This window comes from Campylobacter concisus (assembly GCF_003048775.2).
Lineage (GTDB): Bacteria > Campylobacterota > Campylobacteria > Campylobacterales > Campylobacteraceae > Campylobacter_A > Campylobacter_A concisus_I.
In genome coordinates this window covers 262665-282887 of the sequence record NZ_CP049272.1, presented here as the reverse complement: position 1 = coordinate 282887, position 20223 = coordinate 262665, and the positions used below count along the sequence as shown (strand labels likewise).

Annotated in this window: 18 protein-coding genes; 2 read left to right on the top strand and 16 right to left on the bottom strand. The window is 33.6% G+C overall.

Features of this window, described 5'->3' with window-relative positions:
* Positions 1-19: 19 nt before the first annotated feature.
* The 11 genes from rsmI to mqnP all read right to left on the bottom strand — a co-directional run bounded on the left by rsmI (position 20) and on the right by mqnP (position 6718).
* Complete coding sequence (gene rsmI / locus CVT17_RS01365) at positions 20-835, bottom strand: 16S rRNA (cytidine(1402)-2'-O)-methyltransferase (protein WP_087586848.1); 816 nt, start codon at positions 833-835, stop codon at positions 20-22.
* Between the two features lie 3 nt (positions 836-838).
* Positions 839-1039: a 50S ribosomal protein L31 gene (gene rpmE, locus CVT17_RS01360; protein ID WP_002942443.1), complete on the bottom strand. Its 201-nt coding sequence runs from the start codon at positions 1037-1039 to the stop codon at positions 839-841.
* A gap of 83 nt (positions 1040-1122) precedes the next feature.
* Positions 1123-1779 carry a 16S rRNA (uracil(1498)-N(3))-methyltransferase gene (locus tag CVT17_RS01355; RefSeq protein WP_087586849.1) on the bottom strand — a complete coding sequence of 219 codons (657 nt, stop codon included), beginning with the start codon at positions 1777-1779 and terminating at the stop codon, positions 1123-1125.
* Complete coding sequence (locus CVT17_RS01350) at positions 1780-2181, bottom strand: hypothetical protein (RefSeq protein ID WP_107858439.1); 402 nt, start codon at positions 2179-2181, stop codon at positions 1780-1782. It abuts the gene before it with no gap.
* Entirely contained in the window at positions 2178-2381 is a 204-nt protein-coding gene (locus tag CVT17_RS01345) for a hypothetical protein (RefSeq protein WP_084041593.1), read from the bottom strand. Before CVT17_RS01345 ends, CVT17_RS01350 begins: the two co-directional genes overlap by 4 nt.
* A complete protein-coding gene (locus CVT17_RS01340) occupies positions 2381-2962 on the bottom strand; it encodes a 6-pyruvoyl trahydropterin synthase family protein (protein WP_107769804.1) in 582 nt (193 codons plus the stop codon). The genes CVT17_RS01345 and CVT17_RS01340 overlap by 1 nt, the downstream gene beginning before the upstream one ends.
* Entirely contained in the window at positions 2962-3717 is a 756-nt protein-coding gene (locus tag CVT17_RS01335) for a 7-carboxy-7-deazaguanine synthase QueE (protein ID WP_107769805.1), read from the bottom strand. Before CVT17_RS01335 ends, CVT17_RS01340 begins: the two co-directional genes overlap by 1 nt.
* Positions 3717-4685 (bottom strand): GTP 3',8-cyclase MoaA, encoded by a 969-nt coding sequence (gene moaA / locus CVT17_RS01330; RefSeq protein ID WP_107769806.1) that lies wholly within the window; start codon positions 4683-4685, stop codon positions 3717-3719. Before moaA ends, CVT17_RS01335 begins: the two co-directional genes overlap by 1 nt.
* Positions 4686-4823: 138 nt before the next feature.
* Positions 4824-5330, bottom strand: a complete 507-nt coding sequence (locus CVT17_RS01325; RefSeq protein ID WP_021091068.1) for a DUF6115 domain-containing protein — start codon at positions 5328-5330, stop codon at positions 4824-4826.
* Between the two features lie 9 nt (positions 5331-5339).
* Complete coding sequence (locus CVT17_RS01320; RefSeq protein ID WP_021091060.1) at positions 5340-5861, bottom strand: hypothetical protein; 522 nt, start codon at positions 5859-5861, stop codon at positions 5340-5342.
* Positions 5858-6718, bottom strand: a complete 861-nt coding sequence (gene mqnP, locus CVT17_RS01315; RefSeq protein WP_107698271.1) for a menaquinone biosynthesis prenyltransferase MqnP — start codon at positions 6716-6718, stop codon at positions 5858-5860. The genes CVT17_RS01320 and mqnP overlap by 4 nt, the downstream gene beginning before the upstream one ends.
* A 105-nt stretch (positions 6719-6823) precedes the next feature.
* Here mqnP and CVT17_RS01310 point away from each other — a divergent pair, with 105 nt between their 5' ends.
* Both CVT17_RS01310 and miaA read left to right on the top strand, forming a co-directional pair.
* Entirely contained in the window at positions 6824-8038 is a 1215-nt protein-coding gene (locus CVT17_RS01310) for an FAD-dependent oxidoreductase (protein WP_107769807.1), read from the top strand.
* A gap of 2 nt (positions 8039-8040) precedes the next feature.
* The gene (miaA, locus tag CVT17_RS01305) at positions 8041-8916 is read left to right on the top strand and encodes a tRNA (adenosine(37)-N6)-dimethylallyltransferase MiaA (RefSeq protein ID WP_107769808.1); all 876 of its coding nucleotides are present in this window, start codon (positions 8041-8043) and stop codon (positions 8914-8916) included.
* Between the two features lie 30 nt (positions 8917-8946).
* On the opposite strand, the gene CVT17_RS01300 is transcribed toward miaA, so the two are convergent.
* From CVT17_RS01300 to CVT17_RS01280, 5 genes are all read right to left on the bottom strand, one after another.
* Entirely contained in the window at positions 8947-9939 is a 993-nt protein-coding gene (locus CVT17_RS01300) for an iron-sulfur cluster assembly scaffold protein (RefSeq protein ID WP_107769809.1), read from the bottom strand.
* Between the two features lie 18 nt (positions 9940-9957).
* Positions 9958-11148, bottom strand: coding sequence for a NifS family cysteine desulfurase (locus CVT17_RS01295; protein WP_107858438.1), 1191 nt, complete (start codon positions 11146-11148; stop codon positions 9958-9960).
* A 406-nt stretch (positions 11149-11554) separates the two neighbouring features.
* Positions 11555-12913, bottom strand: coding sequence for a thioredoxin reductase (locus CVT17_RS01290; RefSeq protein ID WP_107769811.1), 1359 nt, complete (start codon positions 12911-12913; stop codon positions 11555-11557).
* A 3-nt stretch (positions 12914-12916) separates the two neighbouring features.
* A complete protein-coding gene (locus tag CVT17_RS01285; protein WP_107769812.1) occupies positions 12917-16708 on the bottom strand; it encodes a hypothetical protein in 3792 nt (1263 codons plus the stop codon).
* A gap of 2 nt (positions 16709-16710) precedes the next feature.
* Positions 16711-20223 carry an Mbeg1-like protein gene (locus CVT17_RS01280; protein WP_159070444.1) on the bottom strand — a complete coding sequence of 1171 codons (3513 nt, stop codon included), beginning with the start codon at positions 20221-20223 and terminating at the stop codon, positions 16711-16713.

The following is a 20223-nucleotide window of genomic DNA, read 5'->3' as shown; positions in this document are numbered from 1 at the left end:
TAGTTTTGCGGCCTATAATTTAAGCTTTCGTAAGTTCATCATATATCTTTTTTACATCTTCTCCAGTTATTTTGTTAAGCAATTTTGCTTTTACTTTTGGAGCAAGATCAAGCAAAAGTATCTCATCTTTTGTGATATTTTGAGTGGCTGTTTTGTCACTTTTTGAGATGACAATCGCCCACTCTCCACTTAAATTTGCTTTTTCTAAAATTTGGACTAAATTTTTAGCACTATCTTTAAACTTACTCTCAAATTTTTTTGTGGCCTCTTTTATGGCAAAAATTTCTCTCTCAGGCTCTAGATTTGCGATACTTTGTACTAAGCCTAGTATGCGTTTTGGGCTTTCATAGATCACGGCTGGATAGGCTAAATTTAAAGCATTTTGTATAGCTAAAGCTCTGTCTCTGCCGGTATTTGGTAAAAAGCCTAGGAAAACAAATTCTTTATCGCAAAGCCCGCTTGCGACCACGCTTAGAAGTGCGGCGTTTGCTCCGCTTAAAATTTCGTATTTGATATCATTTTTTTGAGCGTATCTTACTAGACTTACTCCAGGATCGCTGATACCTGGCATACCAGCATCGCTCATGTAGGCTACATTTCTGCTAAAAAAATCATCACTTAAATTTGTGAAAAAGTCATCTTCGTTATGGGTGTGAAGTGGAATAAATTTTGATATATTTATACTTGCGTCAAAACGTTCATTTAGCAAGTTTATAAGACTTTTGCAGACTCTTGTATCTTCGCAAATAGCTATCTCGCATTCACGCAAAATTCTAATCGCACGAAGCGAGATATCTTCTAAATTTCCTATTGGAGTAGGAATAAAGTAGAGCAAGGCTTATTTTTGAGCGTATTTTTTCTTAAATTTCTCAACACGGCCAGCACTATCAACTATCTTTTCGCTGCCTGTGAAAAATGGGTGGCACTTGTCGCAAATGTCAATCCTGATCTCGCTTTTGTTTGACTTTGTTTTAAAAGTGTTTCCGCAAGCACAAGTTACAGTGCAATCTACGTATTCTGGATGGATATCTTTTTTCATCATTTTTCCTTTATTATTTTTGGGCTAATTATCTACATTAAAAGTTGCTGATTATATAAAAAGAAATCTAAAAATCAAATAAATTAAGCTAGGAATTTTGCCGCTACTGAGATAACCGCAGTCTGTGATCTTAAGATATTTTTAGTATTTAGGCAGTAGCTATTTTTAAATTTAGCCGTCTCATCCTCGCTAAATCCACCCTCTGGACCGATTATTAAAAGCTCATCATCTTTTTTCTCATTTAAACTTTTACCACCAAAATTTATAGCTGAGACATTTTTATAAACACTCATTAGCTCGTCCAAATTTTTATAAACTTCAAACTCCATTAGTGAAGTTCGCCCACACTGCTCGCAAGAGAGAGCATTTATGTAGTTTAGCCTCTCGATATCTATCTTAAAATTTGCCTGAGAAAATTTAGTATAGACAAAAGCTATTTTACCAACACCAAGTTCGTTTAAAAATGGCAATGTCTTTTCAATCGTCTTTGGATCGACGATAGCCCAAGCGATCGTAAAGTCGAATTTTTGCTCGCCATTTAAGCTGGCAAAGACAAGACTTAAGCTCGCACTTCGCCTATCAATCTCATCAATTTCATAAATATACTCTTTAAAATCTCGTAAATTTCTAACACTTATTCGCTCACCAGCTTGCATTCTTCTAGCTTTTAGGTGCAAAAAGGCTTCATTTACTATCTTTAAGCTTTCATTACCTGCATTTTTATCATATAAAAATTTCATCTAAATCCCTGCAACTATAACTAAAACAAGATCAAAAAATCCCTTAATAAGGGCGAATTTTTTAAATTTTTCTAAGTCGCCATTAGCTGCATAAATTTTTAGCCTTTTAAAACCTATGGCACTAAGTGCGATTAAAATTATTAAGATGACTAACATTTTTATGGCATTAAATTTAAACCCATATCCATAATACGCCCATAAAATAAGTCCAGTAAGCGTAAGAAAACTAAGTAGCATATGATAAATCGGTAAAAAATATCTTATACGAAGCACATAGTTTTTACTATTGCTACCAAACTGAGTAAGTATTAAATAAAGCACATTACAGGCAACTAGTGCATAAAAAAATATCACATGAAAAGGTAAGGTGTATGCAAAAAGTGAGGAGAGATGCTCGTTCATTTCTTCTCTTTGGAAGGCTCGTTCTCTTCCACGACTGGCTCAGGTGGGAGTTGTTCATCGATTGTGACATTTGCGTCTGGTTGAGCTATGGTTACATCACTAGGCACTGGCTCACTAATATCATTTTTGGCCTCATCTTTATCTCCACAACCCACAAATAGACCAGCTATAAATAAAAAAGAAGTTATAATTTTTTTCATCAAACGTCCTTTGGATTTTCTATTTTTAACCTATTTTTCATCTTCTCGAATAAATTTTTATCTTCCCACTCTTCTATGATAGCATCTGAAAATTTTATCTCATCTAGCTTTATCTCGCCCATTTGCGCATTTATGGCGTCCTCTTTAAAGCACTGTGCATAGCCTGTATCAGTCTCATGCACGATAATGCTATGAAGCTTCACTTCACGCTCACCGTTGTTCATCACACTAAGCTCAAGTAGTCTTTCTATGAGTACAAAAAATATGCGGCAAAACTGCTCTGCACTTGGATTTAGTGGGATCTCGATCCATCTTGCCGAGTGCTTTTTTAGATCATTTTTATACTCAACATTATCGCCTGAAAATATTGTCGTAGCGTGATCAAAACTATCAATGATCGTTTTTATGTTTTGCTTCATTAAGCCAAAATCATAAACCATGCCGGCGTTATCAAGAAAATTTGAGCTAAGTAAAATTTCAGCCACATAGCTGTGCCCGTGGATACTAGTCCTACAACGCTTTGAGCTGCAAAATCTCACAATATGTGCATTTTCAAATCTAAAAAGCTTTCTAATAATCATCAAACACCTTCTTTATCGCTCCAAAGCCTGATGTGGATACGCTCTGAATAATTAAATCCATGCTTTATGGCAAATTCTGCTGTTTTTAAAGCATTTTCGTTAAGCTCAGCTCTATTCGCCCCTATTGCCATACACCAAACTGGCAAATCCACTCTATTTTTTATATTTATAATTTCGTCTAGCTCGCTTTTGTCAAAGTGCGAGAGGACAAATTTTAAAAAGCTACTTCTTGCATTATTTTTAATAGCCAAAATAGCGTCTAAATTTATACGTTTTTGCTCGCTAACTCCGCTATTTGCTAGCTTTACACCAAGTGCAAAATGGCATTTTTTATAAATTTCATATTTAGCAAAATCAATTAAGATAGTGCCATTTGTCTCAAAATGCACTTCATAATCTTCAAGCAATTTCTTTACCAAATTTATAAAATTTTCATTTTCGTGCCAGATGAGCGGCTCGCCACCGGTTAAAACAATAATAGGCTTTTGCATTAAGCCTTTGCATAGGTTATCAACTATGCCTAAAATTTCATCTACACTATAAATTTTATAATTAAAATGCCCTTTAAAGACAGCCCTTATACTGTCACATCCTAGTAAGCTTTCGCCGGTTTTTAAAGACTTTGTTTGCACGCCAAAGCCAGAGCAGTTTAAGTTACAGCCTAAAAATCGTAAAAATATGGCGAGTCTGCCTTGGTAAGCCCCCTCGCCTTGGATGCTTAAAAACGCTTCAACTAGCTCTAGCTCTTTGCTCATCAACCACCAGTTTGATAAAAGGCACGCGAAGAGGTTTCATTGCTAGCGCCTATCGCCCATTTGTTCTCTTTTGGCTTGTTTGCTAGTACTTGCCTTAAAATTTCACTTGCAGCTACAATATCACCTTTTTCAACTGCTTTTTTGATGCTAAGAGCCTCTTCAAAGTAAAGGCAAGGTATCAAAAGTCCCTCAGCACTTAGCCTGATGCGGTTACAGCTCTCGCAAAAATCGTGCTTATGTGGATCAATGATCCCAAATTTATAACCATCATCAAGTCTATAAATAGACGCAGGCGCATTTGGTAGTTTTCCATCTTTTGTGACATTATATTTTTGTGAGATGATTTTTAAAATTTCATCGCTACTTAGCCCTTTTAGATCATCTTTTGCGTGTGAATTTTCCATATACTCAATAAATCTGATCTGAGAATCTCTAAATTTAGCAAACTCGAGCAAATTTACAAGCTCATCATCATTTACACCTTTTAGTGCAACAGTGTTGATTTTTACCTTTAATCCAGTATCATGAGCTGCTTCAAAGCCAGCTAAAACTTCGTGTAAAACGCTTTTTTGTGCAATAAATTTAGCCTTTTGCTCATTTAGCGTATCAAGTGACATATTTATGCGTTTTAGTCCAGCATCTTTTAGCCTTTTGGCAAAGTGTGAAAGCATATAACCATTTGTAGTAAGCGCTAGATCGATGTCTGGATTATAATCACTTATCATCTTTATAAAAACGTCCAAATCCTTACGTACAAGCGGTTCGCCACCAGTGATTCTTATCTTTTTTATACCTTCATCAATAGCCACTTTTACAAATAAAAATAACTCTTCAAAGGTTAATAAATTCTCTCTTGGCGTCCAGCTAAATGGCGTTGTAGGCATACAATACCTACACCTAAAGTTGCAACGCTGAGTTACAGAAATCCTTAAATAATCAACAACCCGACCATATTTATCAACTAGCATAAAGCACCTTCTTAAGCTTGGTTAGAGCTTTTTATAATTTTTTCAATTATATGTTAAAAGATTTAAATCAAAATAAAAATTTAAGCCAATTTTTGTAGTTTAAGAGTAGATTAGTCTTTTTAAAATTAGCCTGTAAATTTAGGCTAATTTATGAAATTTAAGCACAAACTCGACTCGCCCCATTCCAACATGAAGGTCTTTTGCAATCATCGCTGCACTTTTTCCGTCTTTAAACATTTTTAAAATTTGCTCTTCTTCATTGATGACGCTTGGTGCGATTTTATTAATATCTCTTGTTCGCTCTTCAAGACTAACTATCCTATCTTTTTGCTCTGTCGCAAAATCATCAATTACTCGCTCGATGCTCTTAATCGCACGAATTATTGGCACAATTTTCTCATTTATTTGCAAATCAATATTTTCTTTTATCTGTTTTTTAAGTGGCTCATATTGTTCACTATTTTTAAACGCCTCGCCCTCAAGCATTGAAATTTGCTTTTTTAGATTGAAATTTTCTTGCATAACGCTTTCTATCGCTCGCTCAAATCTCGCAAATTTTTTATTTGTCTCACTATCTTTTATCAACATTAAAGCTACTATTATCGCCAAAACGATACCAAAGCCTAAAAAAATATAAATTTCCATATTTTTCCTTTACGAATTCGCTCTCATTTCTCTTATCATTACACGCTCTCTAGCTGTTACGTAAGCGTTCCAGTCGGCTTCATCCTCTTCGTGCATATTTTCTATCTTTGCTAAATTTTCGCTAATAGCTCTTAAATAAAGACTCAAATTTCTCTTTGGAAAGATAGGCATAGCAATCCTTGCGTAGTAAATTTCATCTTTTATAAATTTTTCTTCGCTTATTTTTATATGTGTAAAACCGATTTCTTCGATACTCGCCCTCTCTTTTAGTGGCAAATATTGCTTATGCTCATTTTTAATATAATCACTCAGAGCATCGACTTTTCTATGAAGCTCGATCAGTAAAGTTAATAAAACTTGATCGCTCTCTTTGGTTTCGCCACGCGATTTAGCTCGTTTTAGCCAAGCCCCAAGCGCATCCTCTTCACCCGGCAAGATGGAGTCAAACTCTCTTTTAAATTTCTCGCTCCCATCTTTATCAGACTCAAATTCCATATCAAGAGGTGCCTTAAACAGCTTAATCTCACTCATAATACGCTAATCCAAACAAAGATAAAAAATAAAATTCCCAAATAGCCATTTAACGTAAAAAATGCTCTATCTATCTTGCTAAAGTCGCGTCTTACGATCCTATGCTCAAAAAATAAGATCACGCCGCTTACTAAAATTCCAAAAAATGCCATCGCTCCAAGCCCAGCCGCCCAAGCAAAAAGTAGCCAAAATATAAAAGCTAAAGCATGAAAAATGGCTGATAAAAAAAGTGTAGCCTTGTCGCCGTAAATAGCTGGTATGCTAAAGAGCTTGTTTTCTTTATCAAATTTCATATCCTGAAGTGAGTAAAGCAAGTCAAATCCAGCTACCCAAAATGTCACACCAAGGCAAAGTAATACGCTCCAAAGCGGTATAGCAGCACTCACTGCGACCACGCCAGCGATGGGAGCAAGACCTAGGCTAAGGCCAAGCACCAAGTGTGCTAGCTCGCTAAAGCGCTTAAACAGCGAATATCCGCCAAGAATAGCTAAAATAGGAAAACTTAGCCAAAATGCGAGCGAATTTATAAAATAAGCGCATGCGATAAAAATAAACGCATTTGCCACTATAAAAAGCTGCATATTGCTCCTACCGATACGACCATCAACACTTGGACGGCTTGCAGTTCGCGGATTTAGCTTATCGATATCTTCATCTTTATATCTATTAAAAGCCATAGCAAAATTTCTAGCACTAACAGCGCAAAAAGTACCTAAAATAAGTAGTTTAAAGCCAAACCAAGCCGAGCCACTTTCTATCTTGCTAGCAACTATCATCGCAACAAAAATAAAAGGCAAAGCAAAAACAGAATGCTTAAAAACGATAAGTTCAGCGATAATTTTTAATTTTTCTATCATTTGATAAATTTCCATTTTCTTTAAAAATGGTTGATTTTACACCATTTTGCTTTAAATTTGAATTTATATTATCATTACAAGATTAATTTAAAACAAAGGGTTATTATGGGCAAAGTAGCGATTATTGGAGATAGTTTTAGTGCGTTATTTACGGCTTACGAATTAGCTAAAAAGGGTGAAGAAATTTTAATTATTAGCAACCAAAAAGATGATTTTACAAATGGAATTTTAACGCCTTTTGGCACACACGCTCTTGCAAAAGATGGAGCGATATCTAGCTCATTTATGGGGCTAGTTAGCAAAAAAAGCGAGCTTGATATAAGTATTTGCTTAAATGAAAATTTTAGAGCTTGGATGACAAATTTTACACTTAAATCAACCAAAGCTCACGACAAAAAGATGCAAATTTTGTTTTCAAAATTTGGTAAGAAAAACTTTGAAATTTTAAGAGATTTAAACAACAAATATCCGCAGATAAATTTCGATGAGAGCGGTGTTTATCTACTTTTTAGCGATAATGAAAGCTTTAAAAAAAGGCTTGATGAGATAAAAGTTGCCCATAGCGAGCAAGAAATTTTAAGCGTAGATAAAGAGCTTGCAAATTTTGGGCTAATAAATAAAAACATAAAAGGTGCTATAAATTTAGCCAAAAACGCAAGTATTGACACAAATGAGCTCAAAAAAGCTTTGATAAATGAGCTAAATTCTCTTGGTGTAAAATTTATAAATGATGAAATTTATGAGCTAAAAACGCAAGGGCAAATAGTGCAAAAAGCTATTGGTAATAACGGCGAATATGAGGCTGATAGCTTTGTGATCGCTTCAAAAAATTTAGAGCTTTCAAATAAGCTAGGTACGAGCTTAAATGCGATTTTGGCTAAATTTTACACCATTGATCTTAGTCTGAATGAAGGGCAAATCCCTAAAAAACCAATCATTTTAAATGATCTATTTGCCAAAATTTATCCAACTAAAAATGGCGTTACGATTATTACAAATTTACAAGTCGGCGCTATCGATACGCTTGTTAAAACTGAAAAGATTAATGCATTTTTAAATGAGCTAAAGATACATCTTGGTATAAGCGAGCTAAAAGAGCCTAGTTTTAGGGCAAACTACGTGCTTCTTAGCTCAAACGATAAGCCAGCTCTTGGACGCGATAACATATATAGTAACTTGATCTATAACCAAGCCTATGGATTAAATGAACTTAGCTTCGCTCCGTATTTTGCCGGTGTTTTGGCTGATCTTATAAAAGATGGCAAAAATAACGAGGAAAATGATGAAATTTTACTCTTTAGCTCGTTTTATGAGGGCTAGATTTGTTTAAAGAATTTGCAATAATTGGCACCACGGCAAGTGGCAAAAGCGATCTTGCATTTGAGCTTGCAAAGGAGCTTAATGGCGTCATCTTAAGCCTTGATTCGCTTGCACTTTATAAAGAGATAGATATCGCCAGCGCAAAGCCAAATAAAGAGCAGCTTGAAACCATAAAGCACTTTGGTGTAAATGAAATTTATCCTGATGAAGAATTTAGCGTTGGGGCATTTTTTGAAATTTATAAAAACGCAAAGGAATTTGCGCACTTACAAGACTGCCCGCTCATCATTACAGGAGGTAGTGGCTTTTATCTAAAATCAATGCTTAGCGGACTTGCACCAGATGTGCCAAAATGTGAGCTAAATTTAAGCAATGAAGAAATTTATAAACTAGCTATAAAAATCGATCCTGAGTTTGCAAGTAAATTTAGCCAAAACGACTCTTATCGCCTCGAAAAGTGGTATCAAATTTATAAATTTAGTAGCCAAATTCCAAGCATTTGGCTAAGAGAAAATACTAAAGAGAGCATCATAAAAGAACTAGCGATATTTGAAATTTTATGGGATAAAGATGAGCTTAGAGAACGTATCAAAAAGAGAACAAAAGGCATGCTTGAAGCTGGGCTCATAGATGAGGCGAAATTTTTGTTTAATAAATACAAAAGTGAGCCAAAACCACTAAAATCAATAGGTTTAAAAGAGTGTAAGCAATTTTTAGATAAAGAAATTTCTCAAAACGAGCTTGAAGAGCTCATAGCTACACACACGGCTCAGTTAGCAAAACGTCAGCGAACCTTTAATCGCTCGCAGTTTGAAAAAAAATTTGTGGGTGATTTGAATCAAATTAGAAGTGAAATTTTAAAATTTTTAAGAGAATAAAAACTAGCCCACAAGGGCTAGTTAATAAAATCAAATAGGCATTACCCTAATTTTTGGGCTTAAGCTCTCTTGTAAGACATTTTCAATCGCGTAAAGAGTGCCAGTTGAGCCGCTCGCACAGCCCGAGCAAGCACCAAGATAGCGGATGTAAATATCAGTATTTTCTCCGTTATCATTTCTGATATCTAAAATTTCTAAATTTCCACCATCCATCTCGAGCATTGGGCGAATTTCTTTATCTATGACAGACTCGACTGCTTTTAACTGCCCTACCATCGTCATATTTTCAAAGCTAATGTCGCCTAAAGAGTGATTTGCTTGAGCATTTGCCTGAGCTTCAATCTTCTCACGCTCCATTTCAGCCCTAGTATCACGTAAAATATCCACCAAATAATATTCTCTTTTTTCATGGCCACCAGGCTTTACGCAAGACTTGCAAAATGCACCAGCTTTGGTATATTGCGTGATTTCCTCAACTGTGTGAAGGTCATTTAGTCTTATCACTTCTTTAATCGTACCAAGGCTTACCCTAGCGCACTCGCAAACGATGATCTCATCTTCAAAATGCTCTGGATCTATGCCTTTATAGCTTGCAGCTGCTGCTTTTATAACATCATACGCCATAACTGAGCAGTGCATCTTTTGGGGTGGAACTGCTGGCGTTTCTGGATTGTCACGCATAGCCTTTTCGACATCAAGGTTTGTGATCTTGACTGCTTCATCAACTGTTTTGCCGATACAAAGCTCAGCCATCGTATCAGAGCTAGCTATCGCTGTACCACAGCCAAAGCTTTTAAATTTAGCATCTATTATTTTGTCTGTCTTTTCATCAACAAGCCAGTATAGCCTAACCGCATCACCGCAACTTTCTGCACCAAAGTCAGCCACAATAAGCTTTGCGTTTGCCTTTTTAGCATCTTCTTCGGTTATCTCTCCCATAAATTTAGGATTATTCATCCTATCTTGCACTACCTTAGAATACTCATCCCAGATAGAGCCTCCGATCAAATTATTCTTTGCCATGTTATTTTCCTTTAAATTTTATAATCCACTCTTATGCCATTCTGGGGCGTAGGCAAATGTACTAGAGATACCTCTTAGTCTATTTACTGCTTTTGTTATGTGCTCGATCGCATAATCAATCTCTTCTTCTGTATTAAATCTAGAAAGAGATAGTCTAAGTGCGGTGTGAGCTAGCTCTTTATCTGCCCCTATAGCCTCCATTATTGGGTTACTCTCTAATGTTTCACTTGCACATGCTGAGCCAGTTGAAGCTGCGATGCCAGCTTTATTTAGATCCCAAAGCATAGCTTCGCCTTCAACGCCTTTTATAGAAGCCAAAATGGTATTTGGCACACGTTGCTCTTTTTTACCAACGACGCTAACGTCAGGAATTTTTAAAATTGCATCTTCAAGCTTATCACGCAAACGGCGAACATGAGAGTGCTCATAATCCATAAATTTATTTGCCAGTTCAAGTGCTTTACCCATGCCGATGATACCAGGAACATCGAGCGTGCCACTTCTGCGTCCACCCATGTGCTCGCCGCCGTGAAGCAAGCTACTTAGTGGCATACTATTTTTTATAAATAGTGCTCCAACACCCTTTGGTCCGTGAAATTTATGCGCAGAAAAGCTTAAAAAATCAATGTCAAGGTCTTGAACATTTATCTTTATCTTACCAACTGCTTGAACCGCATCCGTGTGGAATAAAGCCCCATATTCATGAGCGATACTAGCAAGCTCTTTTATAGGAAAGATCATGCCAGTTTCGTTATTTGCACTCATTATAGAAACAAGTGCTACATTCTCATCCATTACAGCTCTTAGCTGTTCTGGCGTGACTATACCATCGTTATTTACATCTAAAACAGTAAGCTCCACGCCATATTTTTCTAAAAATTTACAAGTTGCCAAAATAGCTGGATGCTCAACTGCGGTTGTTACGATACGCTTTTTCTCGCCAGTTGCAATTTTGTCAAAGTAGATGCCTTTTACTACCCAGTTGTTGCTCTCAGTCGCGCATGAGGTAACAACGATATCATCACCATCTTTTGCATTTAATCCGGCGTAGAGCTGATCTAGCGCTGTTCTTAAGGCTGGATGTGTTTCAGAGCCAAATTTATGAAGCGAGTTTGGATTGCCGTATTTTTCACAAAAATATGGTTTCATAAGCTCAAAAGCTTCAGGATCAACCATTGTTGTAGCGTTATTGTCTAAATATACTCTCAAATTTAAAACCTTAATTAGGATAAAAAATATCCTTTTTATTTTTGATGGGATATTATAACAAAAAAGTTAAAAGCAAGTTTAAAAATATGCTTTAATTTTTTCAAAATTTAGCTCATTTTGATATTAAAATATATTGAAATTCTTTATCAAAATTTGTATAGATCGCTATTCGCGATTTTTCTTATAAAAAAGTCCAATTATCTCCTAAAATTAATTTATTTTTTTAAGTTAATAGTGCGACAAACATATTGCCTACATGCATTATCTCTTTATAGTTTTCTTCTAGTTTTTCATATGAGGTTTTATAAAGTTCTATTAGGCCGGTTATCGTAGAGATCTTTGATTGTAGTGGCTTAATATATTTATATTTGGCTCCGTTTGGAGCCATAGATATTAAATTTATTATTTAATCCTTTATATTATGCTCTTTGGCATAACTTAGTATCTTTTGCCTAAGATCTTCAGGAAAACTTTCTCTATACATTACTGGTGTTAGTGGATTTAGCTTTTTATCTAATTTACCAGCCTCATATAGTCTTATTAGCTCTTCTGGTGTGTTGTAGTATGGTGCATTTGGATATCCTTCTGGTGGAGTTAGAGACATTATTTTAGCTTCTAGAAGGGTGGAGTCGATGTATAAGTCTATGTCTCTTTGTGTCATCTTATTTGGAAAGCCTTTTTTATCAAATCTAGTTGTAAAATGTGGCATTTCCTTTTTGAGATATGACATAAATTCCTCCCTCGTTGTTTTATTAGCGTCAAAGTCTCTAGGATCTAATAGCTCACCTTTATCTTCTACAAGTTCTCTTAAAAATTTATGTGTTGTTCCTTCTGGATCAAATACTACTCCGTCCCTATTAAAATCCATCACGAAATAGCTTCCCACTATCTCATCAAGATAAGGCATCATGCCATATTCATCTAGTGGAGGATTAGTAAATAGTTTTCTAAACTCTTCTGCCATTTGTAAATTTTTGTTTAGACCTATATTGTAAGTTTGATATTCAAATAGATCACCTAAAAAATCTAAAGCCTTTACTACTCCTAGCTGAGCTGCTAAGAAAATTCTTTGATAATCTCTTGCTTTAAAGCCTGCTTCATTTCCATGTGAAAATCCCATAGGATTTCCAAGTATGCCAGCACATATTCCCCACTCTGCAGAAAAGAGCATTGATTTTAATGTACCTTTATTAGCATTTACTTCATCATAAATTTCAGCATATTCTGGTTTAGTTAGTTTGCCTTTGCTATCTACTCTAGCTATTGCATCTTCAGGAATATCTATCATAGTACATTTTAGATTACTTCTTTTTACTAGATAGATATATCTATCTCTTTTATCTTTTAAGCTTTCATAGTAAGCTTTTTCTGATTTAGTCCAAGGAGATAGTTTAGTTGAGCTTGGTTTATAGCTAATATCTAGCCATGGCTTAAATGATAGATAGTCTGTTTGACCTAAAGAATTTGGTTTAGGGTTATAGTATAGTGGTTTATAGTTTTTATATGGAGATGAGTCTAGGATGGAGCGAGCTTGAAGAAGCATTTGGGAGTGCTCTTTTACACCTATAGTCTCACTCCCATAATCAAGAGGTGAGACTGATAAATTTGTATTTTTATCAAATGGTATTTCCATTCCATTTGGAGCTATTACCATATATGTATTATTGTTATCCATTAAATTTCCTTTATTCATTCTTTTATTTATTGCTATTAGTGATATGGCTATTACTAAGATAGCTAAAGCTGTAAATATAATCTTTTTCATCTTTTATCCTATGTAAAGACCATCTTCCATGACTATGGTGGTGGCTAGACGACCGATTAGACGAGGGGGAATATTCTCTTTACTTCTATCTTTTAAATCAACTTTACACCCCACATACACACCTTTAATATTATTGTTGCCTATGGTATCTAATGCTTTTATTAGATCTCTTGAGAGATTAGAGTGGTTGTTTTCATCGCTGGTGTTAAAGATTCCTTTTTTAAATTTGTTTATTATCTCTACAGCTTTTTGGTAGGCTTTTATAGCAGAAGAGAAACTATATCCATCTTGGTTGTCATCTTTGTTATAGACACTATAAATTTCTTTCTCCTCTTTAACATCTAAATTTAATCCTCTTATCTCTACATCAGAGTTAATATATCTACTTCTTGCATATTTAAAGTAGTTTGCATCTACTTCATTGCCAGCTCCTCTTAGTTCATCTAAACATAGATAAGCACTAAGGTTATTTAGTGCTAGCTTTGAAGCAAGGTTATGTGAGAGTTTGCTTTGTTTATTGTTTATATCATAGTAGATAAATGAGTTATAGTCTAATCCTCCACTATTTATATTAGCTCCTAGAAATAGTCTATTTAAATTTAGACTTATATAGTTTTGATAGATCATCACTGGATAGTAGCAATAGCTATTTGTACTATTTTTATCATAAGCTTCTTTTATAGATATAGGTTTATATGAGATATTATTTAGTGCGTAAGCTTCATTAAATTTATATGTGTATCTTGTATGCATTATCTCTTTATAGTTCTCTTCTAGTTTTTCATACGAGGTTTTATAAAGTTCTATTAGACCTGTTATCATAGAGATGCCTATGTCCTTACCAAGAGTTTTAGTATAGTCTTTGATTTCTTTTTTCATAAGCTCTACATCTCTTATATTAAAGCTATACGTGTATCTCATAAATGTATATGTCGTTATCTCGCTATAAGATATATTTAGTTTAAAATGTTCTATTGTTCTATAAAGTATATAGGTATTTTGAGCTTGCAAAATTAAATTTAGCTTTGATCTTTGAAGTACTATATTTGTAGTTTTTAATCTTGTGATATACAAGAAATATTCATCTATTTGTTTAGTCTTTTTTGCACTAAATAGTTTTTTTATTAAATTTAATACTCCAAGCTCGTCTAAAAAGGCGTCTTTTAATTTCTTTGCATCCCTTTCAAATATAAAAGAGCTAAGCATCTCATAAATTTTAGATATGCCATCTTCACTTGCAAAGCCTGCTATTGGGAATAATCCTTCAATGGCTGTTTTTACAAGTAAAGAGCTTACCTCTTTATCCATATCTCTATCATTATGATAAGCCTTATATTCTAAGTCTATGGCTTTTTTTAAGACGTCTTTATCCTTAGAAGCTATCACTTCTTTTATCAAAGTTTTATCTTTCTTGCAGCTTTCATCTATATCATTGGCTTGCTCTATTAGAAGCTTCATTAGATCACTTTGTAAAGGATCTTTTATATTTGTATTTACGCTACTATCATTTTCTTCTAAAAGTTCTTTTATGCTATATACATTCTTAGTATTTCCTGCACCATCCATATAATCACTAATCTCTTCTATACATAGGTACTCATTTTTGCTTAATCCACTACTTTTAGCACTTTCTTTGTAAAAGAATAATCTTATATCACTATCACCTAACTTTACAAAAGAATTTACATTTATAGTACTTATCTCTTCATCACCTACTTTTATATATTCACGGGAGTTTTTTATAGATTTGTTTAACAACTCTCCTGAATAGCTTTTGGTCATTATAAAGTAAGCCACGCCAAGGCAAAGTACTTCTAAAAGAGAGTAGTATGGAGTTGGCTGATCATCTAGTATCTCTTTTACGGCACTTTTTACAGAGTCTATATCTCCTAATATCTCATATTCTTTTATCGCTTCTATCTTATCGTAGCATTCATCTTCGAAATTCATTCTATCACTAACATTTTTATTAACTCTGTCAAAGACTGCTTTAAATGCTAGAGTTGATTTTTCCATATACTCTTTTTCACTCTCTTTTATCTTCTCCATATCATTTGGTTGCTTTGCATAAGCATTTATATGAGAGACATTTATATCAAAAAGCTCATCGTACTTTAATTTGCTTAATTGAAAATCATAAGCATCGCTACTATTTTCTTCTGTATAGCTTTCACTATATTTTTCTTTATTCTCTTCTATATTATCTATATAGCTTTTTTCTATCCTTGCAAATGGAGATAAATTTAGTAAAAGAGTTGATTTATCATTGTTTTGATCTATATCTATACTATATTTGCTATAGTCTTTTACTGGATTTAGAGTCTTTATGTCACTAAATTTTTGTTTTACCAGGTTGCTACTTTTTGATCTATTTATATCATCTTTTATAGTTTGATCAAGACTTTTACTAATAACTTCCTCTCTTAATCCTGCACTTGATCTAAAAGGAGAGTTTGAAAGAATAATGTAGTTTTTATTTAAATTTGAGAAGTCTTTACTATTCATCTCATCATTTACTGAGGTATTATTTTTATCGGATTTATCTGCTATTAGATTAGCTAACTTTATAGAGTTAAAATTTGAAGCACAGATAAAATTTAAATTTGCATTTGTACTTTTTATCTCATCTTTTAATCTACTAAATAAAGTATCATCACTCGAGCCAAAGCCTAAATTTTTATTTACCACGTCATAAGAGCAAATCTCTTTGGAGTAATCAAATACAGATACATCATCTAAATATCCATATACACTATATCCTTCATCTGTATTATAATTAGTCTCTTTTTCGTTAATGCTATATTTAAAAGGGCGGTAGTCTAAATTTAAGTGAGTAAAGTCCAAGAAAAAACCAGATCTAGAATTTTTATCACTTTTAAACACCAAGACATTGCAGTTTGAACTTATATTTAAAGTATTTACGATAGAAGCAAACCTAGATGTAAAAAAACTTAGTATTGGTAAGGATACACCGTAAAATACCCTATTGCTATCATATTCATGAATTGCATACGCCATCTTTCCAAGCTCATAAGCCACAAAACCAAGATTTGATTTTTTTATTATGGCCTTTGGATCGGTTATATCAACTAGACTTAATATAAAAAGAGCTATTTGTTTTATTATAAATTCTCCATTTTCCGAGCTTAGCTCTTTTAAATTTTTATCTAGCTCATCAAAACACTCTTTTATGCTTCTTTCAAATTTGGCCTCGTCTAATCCTTCACTAGCTATCAATGATTTAGCGTCATTTAGTAGATCATTTTTTAGAGTTTTTAAACAATCTCTTAAAATATTTTTAGCCTCATTATAATTAGAAACAATAAGCTCAAACATATGATAAAAACTTGATGGTTTATCTTCTACTTCATTACCATCTTTTAGCAACTCTCTATCATGCTCATCTTGAGCTAAATCCAATATCTCTTGATTATGTATTTTTGTTTGTAAAGGAGTAAGCCCTTCTCTTAAATTTTCAAAGAATTTATCAATAGCACTTTTTTTATGAACTACTTTTACCGGAATGCCTTTATATTTAAACTCCCTTACTCTATTTAGTTTGCTATCTTTAAAGCTCTCTTTGTCTACATAAAAATCAGTTATTATTGATATGTCTTTATCTTTACCTTTACAATAGATAAGATCGGAGACAATCTCTGCAATTATATTGCCAGAATATGAAGAGAGATAGTTTAAACTAGACGTATAAAGCGTCACGCTCTTTGCATCAGCCATGTACTCTTTTATCTTTTTTAAACTCTCTTCGCAAGAGTAGGTTATATTTATATCATTCATCGTTATGCCACCACTACTGTTTTGATTATATTTATATCATCGCTATATTCACTATCTAGCCCACAAGCAAATTTTATACATACTGTTTTTGCTTTACTTGGCGTAATATAGATAAGATTGTTATCGTCACTCATATCATCTACAAACTGAAAAAATCCTATTCCACTCTTAGGAAGCGTCATATCTTTATAGATAGGCTCAGTATATTTAGGAGTAATAAAAATAAAATTTTTATCCATAAGCGAGTATTTAAAGTTAAATGATGAGATACTAAATTTGTCATCTCTAAATCGGGCCTTTAGATACTCTTTTAGCTTCTTATCTTTTATATCAGAGCCTTCGTCTAAATTTAGCTCCATTTCTTTAAATCCCTCTTGGTTTTTATATTCCACATCATTTAGCTTATATATACAAACGGCAAGATTATCTGTTTGATTAAGGGCTGATTTTATATGAAGCCTTATGTAGGCATTATTTAAATTTATATCTTTTATTATTTCACTACTATCTTGCATACTAGGATTACTTAAACTATGCTCTAGTTTTAGTTTATTCTCTTTTTTTATGCACCTTAGCGAAGAGCCGGTGTTGCTTAGGCAGTTTGGCACTAGATCTTGCATTACAGCGTAGTGATCATTCATGCTTTTTAGACTAAGTGCCGATCTTGGCACATAAGCTACTATGACACATGGGATCCTAGCTGAGCAGCCTACTATCGGCGAGTTTATAAAATCAACATCAAGTATCACGCCTTGTTCGTCTGATCTTATGCTTCTGCCTGCCCTACTTTTTAAGATCACATGACCGCCATGTGGGCAAATGATAGTGTCATCCTCTATGACAGGGCATGAAGTCGCAGTAGATGAAATTTCTTTAGATTGATTATCTTTTTGTAAATTTTGCCTTTGATTTAAATTCGAAAGAGCTTCTTTAGTCTTTTTACTTGTTGGTTTTAGATCGATATTTAGACTCTTATTTAATAGTGAATAATTTAATATATTTGCTTGAGAATTTCTATAAGCAACATTTAGCCTTCCTATATCTTTATCCTCATCTCTTGGCTGATGAGTAAAATTTAGAGGTATATTCTCATCACTATTATATTTTTCGTCTTTAAAATAAAGTGGATAATCCTCCTCTTCATTGGCTTTAGACAAAAGGGCAGAGTTTAGATATATTCTTTGATTCATATTTTTGCTATCTAGCTTAAATATCTCCTTTAATACTTCAACATCGACTATACTTTTATCCACTGCACTTACACTAAGGATATCGTTGTTTTTATAAAAGATACTTCCCACACTCTCGTTCATAAGAGCTTTTATATCATCGGTTGCTACTTTATTGTTGTAAGCTACATCATCATTATTTTGAGCAGATTTATTATTAGCTATTACTATAGCTTCATCACTAGAGCTTATATCCTTAGAGTCTATGCTAGCTAAAAAATTTTCATTTTCTTTTAGCTTTGCTAAATCCGCATATTTTAGATTTATTATGCTCTTTAGCATATCTATTCTATCTTTTACGAAGATACTAGCCTCTGCTATGTCTACTCTATTATCTCGTAGTATCGTTATATTTTTATAGATGTTTTTACTATAAGAGAAGTATTTACCAAGCTCATTTACATCTATCTTTTTTTCAAATACAAATAAATTCAAAGCACAAATAGCCACTAGCATATCTATATCGCCAGCTCTAGCATCACTTACTATCTTTGTCGCATCTAGTTTATCTAGATCATCTATATCTAGTATCTTTACTAGATGTGCCTCTTTGTTGCTATTTTTATCTATGTTGTTGCCTAAATTTTCTATTATATACCCGACCATATCTTGCTTAAAATTTTCATCACTAAATTTGCCATATTCATAAAAGAGATTTAAATAAGCATAAAAGATATATAAAGGCGTATCTAGCATAGAAGCATCGCTTATATCATCTATATTTACATCTAAATTTAACTTCGATCTTATGCATTTTAGTTTAAATTTAAGCGACTGGATATATTCATTTAGATAATCAAGCGCTTCAGCTATATCTTTACCCTCTATCTTGGCTTCATTTTCTTTGTTTTCCAAGAGATAACACAACATATATAAAACTAAAACGCTCTCTTTTAAAAAGTGAGATCTAATTAATATATTCACCAAGTGTCTATTCTCGGTATTTTCATACTTTACTTCGCCAGTTGTATCTATGCCTAGCTTATAGCCTAGATCAGATATTACTGAAAAGGTAGGTTCTATCAAAACAGCTACATCTTTTGAAAAGCTATCTTCATCTCTATTTATACTTTGTTTAACGCTCTCTACGTGATGTATCTCTATGTCTATATCTTTTTCTTTGCTAGCTTTATTTATATTAGAGCTCACCTTTTTATCTGCAAGAGTCTTTTGAGCTTGTTCATTATTTTTAACTACATCTACGTATTCATCTACGCTACTCTTATCATCCTTAAAGCCAAACATACCTTTTATCTTGTTAAAGACTGAGCCTACCATCTTTCCTATAAAGCCATCTTTGTCTATGACCCTTGCTATCCATCTTGCACCTTTTGCTATGGCTTTAGCCACAAAGCTAAGAAGCCTTAAGCTCCAAGTAAAAGCTGAAGCTAATATACCACCATAAATTCCTGGAGCGTTATAAGTATAAAGTTCTTTTACTCCGCTATCTTTAAAGGTTACTGCATATATTTGAGCTAGATGACCTCCTAATGAGTGACCTGATAGGATGATGTCTTTGGCGGTGTTATCTAAACCACTTAAGTTTTGACTATGAGAATTTATAGCTTCTTGCATAGAGGATTGAAGTGATTTTAAAGCAGATATTTGCATAAGTGCTCTTGATGTGATAGCCATAAAGGCATCATCTAAGAGATCATTTATTTTCATCTCTGTTCCTCTAAAGCCTATTATATAGTTTGACTTAAGCGTGTCATAAAATATAGTTGAGCTAAAACCTGACTTTTGATTAGGTATGTGCTTTACTAGCTCATAGCGATTAACAAAGAGTTTTGTGCGAGGGGAGAGATCATTTTCCTTATAAAAAATATAAGGATCTCCTATTGCTTCACCTTTTTCATCAGTTGGAGTTGTTATAAATCTTTTTACATTGTTTTCTAATTGTTTCGGTTTTTTATTAGGTTTAGCATTAGGTTTTTTTACAAATTTATCTGCCATAAATCTGGCCTCAATACAAAGAGCATAAGCAGTAGGGTTACCAGTAATTTTTATTGTGTTATTATTCTCATCTTTTTGATCTGATTTTAAAACATCACCTTTTGTTATACCATCCGCATATCTCCAAATAGGTTTATCTATCTCATCTTTTCTATATGAATTTGCAATGTTGTCAGGAACATTATCTTTACCAAATTTATCATAAAGCTCATCAAGTCCATTTCTTTCATTCTCAAATACATTATGAAGCATTGCATAACTTGCATCAGCTATATCAATATAGTCTTTAAAGCAATTTATTAGCTCTTTATTTGATTTAGTTGATTTCAA

Bases quoted from the DNA above. Each gene is read 5' to 3' on its own strand.
- CVT17_RS01290 (WP_107769811.1), bottom strand. From the start codon at position 12,913: ATGAAAAAGATTATATTTACAGCTTTAGCTATCTTAGTAATAGCCATA.
- CVT17_RS01335 (WP_107769805.1), bottom strand. From the start codon at position 3,717: ATGAGCAAAGAGCTAGAGCTAGTTGAAGCGTTTTTAAGCATCCAAGGC.
- CVT17_RS01310 (WP_107769807.1), top strand. From the start codon at position 6,824: ATGGGCAAAGTAGCGATTATTGGAGATAGTTTTAGTGCGTTATTTACG.
- CVT17_RS01285 (WP_107769812.1), bottom strand. From the start codon at position 16,708: ATGAATGATATAAATATAACCTACTCTTGCGAAGAGAGTTTAAAAAAG.
- CVT17_RS01350 (WP_107858439.1), bottom strand. From the start codon at position 2,181: ATGAACGAGCATCTCTCCTCACTTTTTGCATACACCTTACCTTTTCAT.
- moaA (WP_107769806.1), bottom strand. From the start codon at position 4,685: ATGCTAGTTGATAAATATGGTCGGGTTGTTGATTATTTAAGGATTTCT.
- mqnP (WP_107698271.1), bottom strand. From the start codon at position 6,718: ATGATAGAAAAATTAAAAATTATCGCTGAACTTATCGTTTTTAAGCAT.
- CVT17_RS01320 (WP_021091060.1), bottom strand. From the start codon at position 5,861: ATGAGTGAGATTAAGCTGTTTAAGGCACCTCTTGATATGGAATTTGAG.
- CVT17_RS01300 (WP_107769809.1), bottom strand. From the start codon at position 9,939: ATGGCAAAGAATAATTTGATCGGAGGCTCTATCTGGGATGAGTATTCT.
- CVT17_RS01340 (WP_107769804.1), bottom strand. From the start codon at position 2,962: ATGATTATTAGAAAGCTTTTTAGATTTGAAAATGCACATATTGTGAGA.
- CVT17_RS01355 (WP_087586849.1), bottom strand. From the start codon at position 1,779: ATGAAATTTTTATATGATAAAAATGCAGGTAATGAAAGCTTAAAGATA.
- CVT17_RS01325 (WP_021091068.1), bottom strand. From the start codon at position 5,330: ATGGAAATTTATATTTTTTTAGGCTTTGGTATCGTTTTGGCGATAATA.
- CVT17_RS01345 (WP_084041593.1), bottom strand. From the start codon at position 2,381: ATGAAAAAAATTATAACTTCTTTTTTATTTATAGCTGGTCTATTTGTG.
- rpmE (WP_002942443.1), bottom strand. From the start codon at position 1,039: ATGAAAAAAGATATCCATCCAGAATACGTAGATTGCACTGTAACTTGT.